Origin of the sequence: Acinetobacter sp. 102, from assembly GCF_037028485.1 — a bacterium.
GTDB lineage: Bacteria > Pseudomonadota > Gammaproteobacteria > Pseudomonadales > Moraxellaceae > Acinetobacter > Acinetobacter higginsii.
Map to the genome: position 1 here is coordinate 1 of NZ_JAZEZK010000019.1, position 12,636 is coordinate 12,636.

The following is a 12,636-nucleotide window of genomic DNA, read 5'->3' on the forward strand; positions in this document are numbered from 1 at the left end:
TCTTACCACTAAAGAATTAACGTAATCTTCATCAAGCTCTGTCAAAATAGGGCTCATGCTAAAGCAATATGCATATTTGTTTGCTAAATGATCAATTCAGTGCGTTCATTTAAAGTTGGCAGTGGTTTGTATTTGAAAAGACATAACTTGACCTCATATATACATACCAGAACGCTACTATTATATCATTTTGTAGTATTTTTTATCGAAATGTCGTTATCACAGGATATTGCGTTGACTAGCATGTGATGAACGCTGATACTCTCAAGTTTGTTCAAGCAAATCGGTTCTAGGAGCTGGGCCACAAGCGCAGTTTTCCATAACTCAATCCAACACAAGGGGCTATATATGGCTGGTGGAAAGTCAAAAATCATTTACACACTGACTGATGAGGCGCCTTTATTAGCGACTTATTCATTACTACCGATCATTGAGACCTTTACAAAACCTGCTGGCATTGAGATTGTTAAAAGTGACATCTCAGTTGCGGTTCGTGTGCTCGCAGAATTTTCAGATTACCTCAAAGATGAGCAAAAGGTAAACAATAACCTTGCGGAGTTAGGTCGTCTTACGCAAGATCCAGATACCAATATCATTAAACTTCCGAACATCAGTGCTTCTGTTGCTCAGTTGGTATCATGTATTAAAGAGCTCCAGTCGAAGGGCTATGCAATTCCTGATTATCCAGAAAACCCAACCACTGAAGAAGAAAAAGAAATCAAGGCACGTTATGGTAAATGCCTTGGTTCAGCTGTAAACCCAGTATTGCGTGAAGGTAACTCTGACCGTCGTGCACCAGCTGCGGTAAAAAATTATGCGAAAAAACACCCGCATTCAATGAGCGAGTGGAAACAATGGTCTCAAACTCACGTTTCTCACATGGATGAAGGCGACTTCTACCATGGCGAAAAATCAATGACTTTAGACCGTGCACGTAATGTGAAAATGGAACTCATCACTAAGTCTGGTGAAACCATTGTGCTTAAGCCAAAAGTTGCACTTCAAGATGGCGAAATCATTGACTCAATGTTTATGAGCAAGAAAGCGCTTTGCGATTTCTATGAAAAAGAACTTGAAGATTGTCGTGAAGCGGGCATTTTGTTCTCATTACACGTGAAAGCAACAATGATGAAAGTGTCACACCCGATCGTATTCGGTCACTGTGTGAAAATCTATTACAAAGATGCTTTTGAAAAACACGGCAAATTGTTTGATGAACTTGGTATTAACGTAAACAACGGTATGGCTGGTCTTTATGAAAAGATCGCAACTTTACCGACGTCTTTACGTGAAGAAATCATCGAAGATTTACATGCTTGCCAAGAACACCGTCCTGCGCTTGCAATGGTTGATTCTGCAAAAGGCATCACCAACTTCCATTCACCAAACGATGTGATTGTAGATGCATCTATGCCTGCAATGATTCGTGGTGGCGGTAAAATGTGGGGTGCTGATGGCAAACCTTACGACTGTAAAGCAGTGATGCCTGAATCAACTTTCGCACGTATCTACCAAGAAATGATCAATTTCTGTAAGTGGAATGGTAACTTTGACCCACGTACTATGGGTACTGTGCCTAACGTTGGTTTGATGGCGCAAAAAGCAGAAGAATACGGTTCACACGACAAGACTTTCGAAATTTCTGAAGCAGGCGTTGCCAACATTACTGATCTAGACACTGGTGAAGTGTTGATGAGCCAAAATGTGGAAGAAGGCGACATCTGGCGTATGTGTCAGGTGAAAGATGCACCGATTCGTGACTGGGTTAAACTTGCGGTAACACGTGCACGTAACTCAGGTATGCCGGCAATCTTCTGGTTAGACCCATACCGTCCACATGAAAATGAATTGATCAAGAAAGTTGAAAAATACTTGAAAGATCATGACACTACAGGCCTTGATATTCAAATCATGTCACAAGTACGTGCAATGCGTTATACGCTTGAGCGTGTAGCACGTGGTTTAGATACGATTTCGGTAACGGGTAACATCTTACGTGACTACTTAACTGACTTGTTCCCGATCATGGAATTGGGTACTTCAGCGAAAATGTTGTCAATCGTGCCGTTAATGGCTGGCGGTGGCATGTACGAAACAGGTGCGGGCGGTTCAGCACCGAAACATGTACAGCAATTAGTTGAAGAAAACCACTTACGTTGGGATTCACTCGGTGAGTTCCTTGCGTTAGCTGTATCTTTAGAAGAGCTTGGTATTAAAGAAAGTAATGACCGTGCGAAATTACTTGCCAAAACACTTGATCAAGCGACAGGGAAATTGTTGGATAACGACAAATCGCCATCACGTCGTACAGGTGAGTTAGACAACCGTGGCAGCCACTTCTATTTGGCATTGTACTGGGCTGAAGCATTGGCAGCTCAAGACGAAGATGCTGAGTTAAAAGCGAAGTTTGCACCTCTTGCAAAAGCATTAGCTGAAAACGAACAGAAGATTGTTGCTGAGCTTGCTCAAGTACAAGGTCAAGCTGCTGATATCGGTGGTTACTATGCAATCGATCCAGCGAAAGTAAATGCAGTAATGCGTCCAAGTGCAACGTTTAATACCACACTTGCGTCACTGTAATTGTTGATATATCACCGACAACATTGTCGGTGATATAAAAAAGCCGATGTGAAAACATCGGCTTTTTTATGCGCTCAATTTAGATTTTAACGGCCATTACGACTACGTCCGCGTGGTGCTTTGGTATTTGGACGTGTTGTTCCATTGGTCTTACGACGTGGTTTATCTGCATCATCAGTTTGCCAAATACGGGTTGTACCACCGCCAGCTTTTTTCTTACCTTTAAATGGTTTTTCACCTTTTTCTTCACGCGCTTTATCTTTGGCACGAGAAAAATGCGGTTTATTATTCGATTTTTTCGCGAAAGAACGACCTTCATAAGGCTTGTCAGCTGGAACGTCTTTAAAGTCTGGATAAAGTAAAGGTTCGATTTCGAGTTGTTCACCAGGCTGTAAACCCAGTTTGACGAGATCAATGCTACCAATTTGCGTACGAATTAGACGTAAAGTCGGGAAACCCACAGCCGCTGTCATACGACGTACTTGACGATTACGACCTTCGCAGATTTGTAGTTCGATCCAAGTCGTTGGAATATTTGCACGATAACGTACCGGTGGGTTACGTTCCCATAGCCATTCCGGTTGTTCAACTTTACGCGCTTTGGCAGGTAAAGTCATACCATCTGCAAGTTCAACGCCCTTTTGCAGTTTTTCAATAGCTTCTTCTGTGACATCACCATCAACTTGAGCAAGATAAGTTTTATATTTCTTATTATCAGGATGGGTGATGAATTGATTTAAACCACCATGATCAGTAAGAAACATTAAACCTTCAGAGTCTAAATCTAGACGTCCTGCAATACGAAGTTCAGGATCTTTAATAAAACTTGAAACTGTTAAATGTTTTTCATCTTCGCGGAACTGTGACAAAACGTCAAAAGGTTTGTTAAATACGACTACTTTCATATGGATATACTACTTTGGCTATGGGCGGCATCATAACAATAAAGGTTTCTATTTAATGGAGAAATGTTGTTATTTCCCGTATAAATCTCAAAAAAAACCTGTTTTGAACTAAACTGTTTCATACAATAAAAAACGAAAGTATGCCATAGAAGGCATAGAGATAATCGCTAAATACATGAGGGAGAACCTACAAAATGGGTTATCAGAAGATTGTGGTTCCTGCTGATGGAGACAAAATCACAGTAAATGCAGACCTGTCATTGAATGTTCCAAATCGTCCAATCATCCCTTTTATTGAAGGTGATGGTATTGGTGTGGATATTACACCAGCAATGAAGGCAGTAGTAGATGCCGCCGTGTTAAAAGCTTACGGTGGCAAACGTTCAATCGAATGGATGGAAGTCTACTGCGGCGAAAAAGCAGATAAGATTTATGGCAATTATATGCCAGAAGAAACTTTTGATGCTTTACGCGAGTTTATTATATCAATAAAAGGCCCTTTGACTACACCTGTCGGAGGCGGTATTCGTTCTTTGAATGTTGCATTGCGCCAAGAACTCGATCTATATGTTTGTGTGCGTCCAGTACGTTGGTTTGAAGGTGTGCCTTCACCTGTGCAACATCCAGAACTCACGGATATGGTGATTTTCCGTGAAAACTCAGAAGATATCTATGCGGGGATTGAATGGAAGGCCGATTCTCCAGAAGCGAAAAAAGTCATTAAATTTTTGCAAGAAGAAATGGGGGTGACCAAAATCCGATTCCCTAAAGATTGTGGTATCGGCATTAAGCCTGTTTCTAAAGAAGGAACCCAACGTCTGGTGCGTAAAGCAATTCAGTTTGCGATTGATAATGATAAACCTTCTGTGACGCTAGTACACAAAGGTAACATCATGAAGTACACCGAAGGTGCGTTTAAAGAGTGGGGCTATGAACTTGCGATGGAGCGTTTTGGTGGGCAACTGCTGGATGGTGGGCCTTGGGTAAAAATTAAAAATCCGAAAACGGGTAAAGACATTATTATTAAAGATGTGATTGCCGATGCATTCTTACAGCAAATTTTAATGCGTCCAGCCGATTATTCCGTGATTGCGACACTGAACTTAAATGGTGACTATATTTCTGATGCACTTGCAGCAGAAGTGGGCGGCATTGGGATTGCGCCGGGTGCGAATATTGGTGGTGCAATAGCAGTTTATGAAGCAACACATGGCACTGCACCGAAGTATGCGGGGCAAGATAAGGTCAACCCGGGTTCGATTATTCTCTCTGCCGAAATGATGCTGCGTGATATGGGCTGGGTTGAAGCCGCGGATCTAATTATTCAAGGTGTTTCGGGTGCAATTTCAGCCAAGACCGTGACGTACGACTTTGAGCGTTTAATGCCCAATGCAACTTTATTACGTTGTTCTGAATTTGGACAAGCCATAATCCAGCATATGGAAGATTAAAGTCTAAGTATGAAATGAAAGAGTGGTTTTGCCGCTCTTTTTTTATTTAAAATTGAGATAAACAAGTCATGAGAAAAACATGTACAAAATTGAATGTATGACATATTTTGATGTATTCGAAAATAAAAGCTGAACATCATGGCGGAAAGAAAATATGGTGCAGCAGCACCGAAAACAACAGAAACCATTACAAGTTTGGATTGGTACGGACAAGTACTCAATAATCAAAAATATGAGCGGACGCTATTTGTTGACTTAGATCTGTCAGAAGCCCAAAGCACAGGTGCGATTTTTAATGAATGTACTTTTCGACGAGCACGCTTTAATACATCGGTTCATCAGCATAGCGCGTTTTTAAATTGTACTTTCTATTTCTGCAATTTCTTTGATAGTAAATTCACCGACTGCAAGTTGGTCGGTAGCATGTTTAGTGATTGTCAGTTTCACCATATGCGGGTTGAGGACAGTGATTGGGCTTTTGTTGGATTGCCGGGCGCGGATTTAGAGAAAGCTTCTTTTTTGAGAACCTGTTTAAGAGAAGCTGATTTGACTGGGGCGCGTTGCCATGGAAGTTCGATTCGAGAGAGTGACCTCTCTGGTGCATGGCTACACCGCGCAGATTTTACCGAGTGTGATTTAAGAGGCAGTGATTTGAGTGCCTTAGATCCGAAAGAGACTCAAATTAAAGAGGCGATTATTAATCTTGATCAAACGCTGATGATTGCAGAAAATCTAGGCTTCGATGTCAGAATTGATTGAGTCTGTGAAAAGAGTATGATCAAAATGAGTGAGTGGTTTTAGGCCACTCAATTTTATGGGAGATGGAAAAAGCTTATCTTGTTATGAAAGATAGAGTCGAATAAAAGGGACTCATTGTGATCTAAAGAAGCCCGTTAAACGGTTACTTGAATTCAATGCGTGTAGAGATTATCTGTGATAATACTGCTTATGTTTGTGGAGATAGCACATTGGCTATATGTGATATTTGACACGCCACAGTTTAAGAACTTGGCTATTATTTCTTTGCAGAAGGTCAATAGAAAATTAAACAATATGGGAAAGATGAGTATTGACCGATATGTAATAGGTAACATACTCCAAATTGAGAACTAATTAAATTCATGTCGTGCTAAAACAGTCTCAAATTTAATGGTTAAGGCTATTCTGTGATTATATTTTTTCGTTATTCAAATCTGCGTCTCGATGACCTAATTCTGGCTGCTCTCGCTCTAACCATTTTTGATAGCTAATACTGATATTAAATACATTCATACTTATACTCAGTAATAACGCGATGATACTAATTAGAATTTCTATTTTCTGCTTCAGAATTAATGTAATAATTAATATTAAAGCTGAGGTGGAAATGAAAAATGTATCAATTGAAACAGCATAGTGATTGTTCTTTGTCATAAAAGACAGGGTATAAATGAATACAACTCCAATAATGTTTAGGAGAGCAACCCAAAATAAGATTTTAACTTTCATATCACTTCTTCTTTTCAACAATGAATGCTGGAATTCGTTCCCCACCGATTACGTTACCTACATAGCTGTTATTCCCTCTACTGTAGGCCCATAGATAGATCTCTTTATCTGTAGGTGAAGTTCGCTCATAAACAGCTTCTTTTCTAGAAAAATAAGCCCAGCCTTTTTGACCGTGCACTCTGCATTTTTCTTGTCTAATTGCAAATACATCTGCAATGGATTTAGGTGAAGTCCCTCTTAGTCCTGTATTGCAGCCATGCAAAACGAGATTAGCATTTGGAGACCAGCGCAATTTCTCTAACTGGGATATTTCACTATAGGAAATTGTACCATCCTCTAAAACTTCATTACGAGCGTTTCTGGTGCTCAAAAACTCTAGGCCATCATTACCACGGTCTGTTTTACTAGAATGGCTAAAAACATGCATTTCCTTGACCTTAGCAACATTCTTATTTATCTCGTCATAGATTTCCTTCCAAACTTTTTTAAAGTCTTGGCCTGACGTAACTTGGTACTCTTTAAATACATAGTTATCACCGCAGTTTTTTAGCTTCAGTTGGGATAGCCAGTGATTTGATGCTCGTTGAAAAGCCTTGTCATCGCTCTTTGATGGTTTGTAGTAATAAACACATATTAAATATTCTTTTAACTTGATGGGCTGTTTATGTACAGATTCAGCCTTTGTATTGGTTTTGCAGGTTCCTTGTGTCACTCCGGCTCTCCGATAAAAATGTGAATATCTTCAGCTTTGGTTGTATGAAACCTTTCTGTATATCCATTTTCATCTGTGGTTCCTGAAGCTACGACACTACCAGTAGAGTCTTTGAGGTGATAGGGGATGTTTGCTAAGGGTTCATTATCATCTCTATCGATCAATTGAACACGTTCATCAAAATTTAATTGATCAATAATATTCTGAACATTACTTGCTTGTCCTGAACTAGCACCCGAACCAGAGCCACCAGTTCGCACAGCTAAATCTGAAATCTTCATGTACTTTGCGCCACATGTTGCTTGGTCGCCAGCCACAATTAAATTATGGCAATTAACCTGCATAAAACCTCGTTGCGTTGCTATGGCTTTTGAAATCACATTACATTTAGGACAATAATGTTTCATTCCCTCTAAATGAGCCGCTTTACCATCTACCAGCCAAAAATCATCTCCTTCAATGATCTTGCCACCGTGGTTAGTAAAACATCCTCTTGTTATAAATGCTTGCATATTATGAATATCCAGGATTATTAGAATAAATAGAAAATTTAAAAATAATTGGATAAAGATTGTCACCTTTATAATTTTTATGCAAAGCATTGCCTAATTTGTTTATAAATTAGATGTTTTGTGTGTATTTGATGAGTTTAAATATAGTAAATTGGATTATATTGAATTTATTGCGGAAATATGAGCTTTCATTAATTACCTATATTATGTACACATCTATTTACCCATGCTGTGAAAACAAATAGCAACTTATTAAAGATGTGGTTATTTAAAGGCTGATTTAAAAATACAATACCTACAGCAAGTGATAACAAAATAAATCTTCATATTCAGCCGTTGATCAGCCTGCTTTTACTTTACAAAAGGGATCAATATTTGGATTGCTATTCCATATATATTCGGCCTCTTCGGCACAAAGCTGGGCAACTTTTTCACCCTGTGTGTCATTGATGAAGGCAAGGGTCATATCCATACCAGCACTCACACCCGATGAAGTATAGAATTTCCCATCAATCACCCATCGAGCTTGGGCTTGCCACAACACTTGGTCATTGAGTTTTTGTACAAATTCAAATGCCATTTTATTCGATGTTGCCTTAACACCATTTAAAAGACCTGTCGCTGCAAGCAATGAACTGCCTGTACAAATGGTAAGCACGTATTTACTTTGAGCCGCTAAAGTTTTGAGTTGATCAAGAAACTGTTGATTTTTGATTAATTCAAAAGTCACGATGCCGCCAGGAACAAGCAGAATACTTTGGTCATTCACGTGCATTTCGCTAAAGGATTTGGTCTGGATACAAACACCATGTTTATTGGAAACCAGACCGCCATTCAGGCTATAAAACTGGACTTGATAATGTTCGTGCAGCAAGCCAAACAATTCAACAGGACCCATAATGTCGAGGGTTTCAAAATCTTCAAATACGACAGCATTCACAGGAATACGCATGGTTTTTCTCGCTTGTTTAATCTGCGTCATACCATAGTGAGCTTCAGATTTTTTATTGTGAATATTCTGTATGGCTTATTTTGAATTATGCTAAATCATTGGACTTTTAGGCTGATCTGTTAGCAAGCGGAACACATTTTGGGCTTAAATTTTATACATTTAGGTAAGTTAAACAACAAATGCTACGGTGTATCGTAAATTTAGAAAAATCTGTATCTATACTTTATAGACCAAATGTTCAAAATAATTGAAAAATAGAGAGAGTGCTGTGACATGAAGATGTACCAAGTTGATGCTTTTACAAAAGAATTATTTAAAGGAAATCCCGCGGCTGTGATCGTCGTCGATGAATGGTTAGATGATAGTTTGATGCAGAATATTGCCATGGAAAATAATCTGTCTGAAACAGCTTTTGTGAAAACGATTGATGAAACCAATTATGAGATTCGTTGGTTTTCTCCACTCAATGAGGTGGCGTTTTGTGGGCATGCGACTTTAGCCAGTGCATTTGTTTTATTTAAAGACTTTACCAAGGTAGAAACAATCCAGTTCCATGTACGCGATCTGGGTGTTTTTATTGTTAGCCAAGATGCAGACGGCAAAATTAAAATGAATTTCCCGATTCGTAAAGCAGAGTTAGTTACTGATTATCCTCAAGTATTACGTGAAGGACTTACCAAGCCATTTAAAGCAGTTTATCGCAATGTCCAAGCCTATATTGTTGAATATGAAACGGTACAGGATGTATTGGATGAACAACCTGATCTGGAAAAGCTAAAACAACTTGGACAAGTTCGTACGGCAATTACCGCTTCTCAACCCGATGTTGCAATTACCGCCAGAGGAGAAGGGCAGTTTGATTGTGTTTCTCGTTATTTTGCACCAGCAATCGGAGTTGATGAAGATCCGGTAACCGGTTCAATCCATACTGCGATTGTTCCACTTTGGGCTGAAAAATTAAATCAAACTCGATTAACAGCCTTTCAGGCATCTAAACGCGGTGGGATTTTAGAATGTGTCATTGCATCTGAAGATCGTATTGAAATTTCAGGTTATGCCAAATTGTATATGCAAGCCGAACTGACAATCTGATTTTTAGCTTAAACTGTGCAAAAATAAAGATAAAAGCTGTTTAAATAAACAGCTTTTTTCAAAACATAACTATTAAAAATGCGAATCGTTCTCTACTATAGCTTGACGTTTTTATTTAAATCATCAAAAACACTTGGATAAATTATGTTAATGCGGTTTAAGCAACTTACTCTCTCTCTTTGTTTGATTGGGTTGAGTGCAACGTCTTGGTCTCAGACGGTACTCGTAAAAAGTGAAAAAAATATCGAAGAATATAAATTAGATAACGGTTTCAGAGTTATTCTTGCGCCAAACGATAAAGAAAATAAAGTCTATGTAAATACGGTTTATTTAACAGGTTCTTTGAATGATCCTAAGGGTAAAGGCGGACTTGCACATCTATTAGAACATTTGGCCTTTAAAGGCACTCAAAATGTGAAGGGCGATGAGTTTCAACGTCGTCTAGACCAATATACGTTGATGACCAACGCCAGCACAGATTATTATGCGACTAAATATTTAAATATTGTTCGTCCTGAAAAAAATGCACTCAATGAAATCCTATACCTTGAATCAGAGCGTATGGATAAATTGGTGCTACAAGAAAAATTTGTTCCTTCTGAAATTGAAATCGTAAAACGTGAACGAGAAATCCGTATGGATCAACCGTTTGCTGTACTGATGGATCAAATGTGGAAAGCGGCATATGGCAATCAATATTTAGGCCGTTTGCCAATTGGCGATTTACCTGAATTAAAGTCGATTCAACTGAATGAATTGAACCAGTTCTATAGAACTTGGTATGCGCCAAATAATGCAGTAATGGTGATTTCAGGTAAATTTGATAAGACTGAGGTCTTATCTAAAATTGATCAGTATTTTAGTCCAATTCCAGCACGCCCAGTACCTGCGCAAGTTCAAGTGCCTGTTCTCGATTCAAGTAAAATTGAACAGCGTCAGTTTACGGTACAAAAGGGTAGTGATTTAGCTAAATTCCATGTCTATATGAATGGAAAAAATACCCCATTACAACCGACTTTAGCACTTGCGCCAGCGTTATATACCATGCAGCCAAGTGGTACTTTGTATAAGAGTATGGTGGAAACGGGAATCAGCACCGCAGTGCAATCAACCACATGGTTAGATCAAGACTTTAACGTGGTCTTTATGGGCGCAATTTATGCCCCGAATCATGATGCGAAAAAGGTTGATGAAGCACTAAAAACAGGTGTTGAAAATAGCCAGCCATTCACCGAGGCTGAATTACAGCGGATTAAAAATATTACGCAAAATACCGCAGATACCATTGCCAATGACGCTGTCGCTTTAGGTTCACGCCTGAGCGATTATGCAGTTTCATCACATGGTCAATGGGATCAATACTTTAAGGACTTACAAGCAGTTCAAGACTTAAAGCTGAATGATGCGAATAAAACCTTAAAAGAATTTTTAGTCTCTTCACATCGTATTTCAGGCGATATTTTACCGACGCCTGAAGATCAAAAGAAAGCGATGACTATGAAAGCAGAAGAGAAGCCAAAAACTTTAGATCAAAGCGATGAAAAGCCTGAACCATTAAAAGATGCAAATGTTTACAAGCAGGAAGTGACCCAATTTATGGCACAGTCTGCTCAGCAATTGCAAAAAAATGAGCAGAAAATTCAACGTGGTGAATTAAAGAATGGGATCCGCTATGCACTCTTCCCAACGCCTACACGTGATGATAAAACTTATGCCACGATTAGCTTGGATTTTGGAGATGAAAAAGCATTATTTGGTAAAGGGGTTACTTTAGATTTAGCCAGCTATTTAATGCTGCGTGGTTCTGAAAAGCATACTTTGCAGGAAATTACCGATAAGGCGATTGCGGCTAGCGGTGGTGCCTCGGTCAGTTCAAATGGCAATGGTTTTACCATCGTTGTTCAAGCGAAGAAAGACAAGTTCGAAGACTTCTTTAACTTTATTGTTGATGTCCTTAAGCAGCCAAAATTCTCGCAAACTGAGTTTGATCTAGCAAAAAATCAAAGCCTGTCTGTATTGGATCGTCCATATACGGAACCCGCGGTTGTCTCATCGATGACCTTGTCTAAGATTCTGGAAATCTATCAACCAGGCGATATCCGTTATCACTTTGAACCAGAACTGGCGAAGAAACAGATTAGTGAAGTAACCCAGCCGCAAGTGAAACAATTCTATGATCAGTTCTTTGTGACAGATCATGCTCAAATTGCTGTGACGGGTGATTTTGATGCCAAGAAAATGCAGAAGACTTTACAAAAAGCCTTTGGTTCTTGGAAAGCAAAACAACCATTCACAAAAGTGACAGGCCAATACACGGTGTATAAAGCACAGAAAGTTCATGCCTTATCGGAACAACGTGAGTTTGGTAGCTATCAAAGTGTTTTAGCCTTACCAGTTGGTTCATATCATAAAGATGCGCCAGCTTTAATTATTCTGAGCCATGTTTTAGGTAACTCACAACTTTCATCACGTTTGGCTCAAGAGCTACGCGAGAAGAATGCTTTGGTTTATGGTTTTGGTAGTGGCTTAGATCTTGATCCAGATATTGATGATGGTACTTTAAGCATTACTGCAAATTATACCTCTGGCCGTTCTGAGCAAGTTTCACAATCAGTACACAAGGTATTGAATGAGTTGCTGAGCAAAGGTGTGACTGAGCAGGAAGTGGAAGCAGCGAAAGCGGATATAATGAAGAAGCGTGTGACCGCTTTAGAAGATGAACGCAATATTCATGGCATGCTGACAGGTCAGTTAGAGCGTAACAAAACGCTGTTGGATCGTGCAGAGCGCGATCAGGAGCTTGCGAAATTGACCAAAGAAGATGTGAATGCGGCCATCAAAAAATACATCAAGCTTGATCAGTTTGTTGAAGTGATGGCGGATCAATATGGTCAGCCTCAAAACTTGAAATAAGCAATCAAAAATAAAGCCACCGATCAGGTGG

10 protein-coding genes are annotated in these 12,636 nt (G+C 39.4%); 5 read left to right on the plus strand and 5 right to left on the minus strand.

What is annotated here, in order from left to right:
- Nucleotides 1-348 precede the first annotated feature (348 nt).
- A complete protein-coding gene (locus tag WA352_RS17025) occupies nt 349-2,580 on the plus strand; it encodes an NADP-dependent isocitrate dehydrogenase (protein ID WP_336143387.1) in 2,232 nt (743 codons plus the stop codon).
- 86 nt (nt 2,581-2,666) lie between these two features.
- On the opposite strand, the gene WA352_RS17030 is transcribed toward WA352_RS17025, so the two are convergent.
- Nucleotides 2,667-3,485 (minus strand): rRNA large subunit pseudouridine synthase E, encoded by an 819-nt coding sequence (locus WA352_RS17030; RefSeq protein WP_336143389.1) that lies wholly within the window; start codon nt 3,483-3,485, stop codon nt 2,667-2,669.
- A 194-nt stretch (nt 3,486-3,679) separates the two neighbouring features.
- Here WA352_RS17030 and icd point away from each other — a divergent pair, with 194 nt between their 5' ends.
- Nucleotides 3,680-4,936: an NADP-dependent isocitrate dehydrogenase gene (gene icd, locus WA352_RS17035; protein WP_005202280.1), complete on the plus strand. Its 1,257-nt coding sequence runs from the start codon at nt 3,680-3,682 to the stop codon at nt 4,934-4,936.
- Between the two features lie 138 nt (nt 4,937-5,074).
- Nucleotides 5,075-5,695: a pentapeptide repeat-containing protein gene (locus WA352_RS17040; RefSeq protein ID WP_336143393.1), complete on the plus strand. Its 621-nt coding sequence runs from the start codon at nt 5,075-5,077 to the stop codon at nt 5,693-5,695.
- 411 nt (nt 5,696-6,106) lie between these two features.
- Here WA352_RS17040 and WA352_RS17045 read toward each other — a convergent pair whose 3' ends face one another.
- The 4 genes from WA352_RS17045 to WA352_RS17060 form a co-directional block, all read right to left on the minus strand.
- Complete coding sequence (locus WA352_RS17045; RefSeq protein ID WP_005202282.1) at nt 6,107-6,424, minus strand: hypothetical protein; 318 nt, start codon at nt 6,422-6,424, stop codon at nt 6,107-6,109.
- Nucleotide 6,425: 1 nt separating this feature from the next.
- Nucleotides 6,426-7,136, minus strand: coding sequence for a hypothetical protein (locus WA352_RS17050; protein ID WP_336143394.1), 711 nt, complete (start codon nt 7,134-7,136; stop codon nt 6,426-6,428).
- Nucleotides 7,133-7,648: a PAAR domain-containing protein gene (locus tag WA352_RS17055; RefSeq protein WP_336143395.1), complete on the minus strand. Its 516-nt coding sequence runs from the start codon at nt 7,646-7,648 to the stop codon at nt 7,133-7,135. The genes WA352_RS17050 and WA352_RS17055 overlap by 4 nt, the downstream gene beginning before the upstream one ends.
- 340 nt (nt 7,649-7,988) lie before the next feature.
- Nucleotides 7,989-8,600, minus strand: a complete 612-nt coding sequence (locus WA352_RS17060; RefSeq protein ID WP_336143440.1) for a DJ-1/PfpI family protein — start codon at nt 8,598-8,600, stop codon at nt 7,989-7,991.
- Between the two features lie 273 nt (nt 8,601-8,873).
- Here WA352_RS17060 and WA352_RS17065 point away from each other — a divergent pair, with 273 nt between their 5' ends.
- Nucleotides 8,874-9,692 (plus strand): PhzF family phenazine biosynthesis protein, encoded by an 819-nt coding sequence (locus tag WA352_RS17065; protein WP_336143396.1) that lies wholly within the window; start codon nt 8,874-8,876, stop codon nt 9,690-9,692.
- Nucleotides 9,693-9,836: 144 nt separating this feature from the next.
- Nucleotides 9,837-12,605, plus strand: a complete 2,769-nt coding sequence (locus WA352_RS17070) for a M16 family metallopeptidase (RefSeq protein WP_336143397.1) — start codon at nt 9,837-9,839, stop codon at nt 12,603-12,605.
- Nucleotides 12,606-12,636: the final 31 nt, after the last annotated feature.

Excerpts from the sequence above, each read along its gene's own strand:
- WA352_RS17025 (WP_336143387.1), top strand. The coding sequence starts at position 349 with ATGGCTGGTGGAAAGTCAAAAATCATTTACACACTGACTGATGAGGCG.
- WA352_RS17030 (WP_336143389.1), bottom strand. The coding sequence starts at position 3,485 with ATGAAAGTAGTCGTATTTAACAAACCTTTTGACGTTTTGTCACAGTTC.
- icd (WP_005202280.1), top strand. The coding sequence starts at position 3,680 with ATGGGTTATCAGAAGATTGTGGTTCCTGCTGATGGAGACAAAATCACA.
- WA352_RS17040 (WP_336143393.1), top strand. The coding sequence starts at position 5,075 with ATGGCGGAAAGAAAATATGGTGCAGCAGCACCGAAAACAACAGAAACC.
- WA352_RS17045 (WP_005202282.1), bottom strand. The coding sequence starts at position 6,424 with ATGAAAGTTAAAATCTTATTTTGGGTTGCTCTCCTAAACATTATTGGA.
- WA352_RS17055 (WP_336143395.1), bottom strand. The coding sequence starts at position 7,648 with ATGCAAGCATTTATAACAAGAGGATGTTTTACTAACCACGGTGGCAAG.
- WA352_RS17060 (WP_336143440.1), bottom strand. The coding sequence starts at position 8,600 with ATGCGTATTCCTGTGAATGCTGTCGTATTTGAAGATTTTGAAACCCTC.
- WA352_RS17065 (WP_336143396.1), top strand. The coding sequence starts at position 8,874 with ATGAAGATGTACCAAGTTGATGCTTTTACAAAAGAATTATTTAAAGGA.
- WA352_RS17070 (WP_336143397.1), top strand. The coding sequence starts at position 9,837 with ATGTTAATGCGGTTTAAGCAACTTACTCTCTCTCTTTGTTTGATTGGG.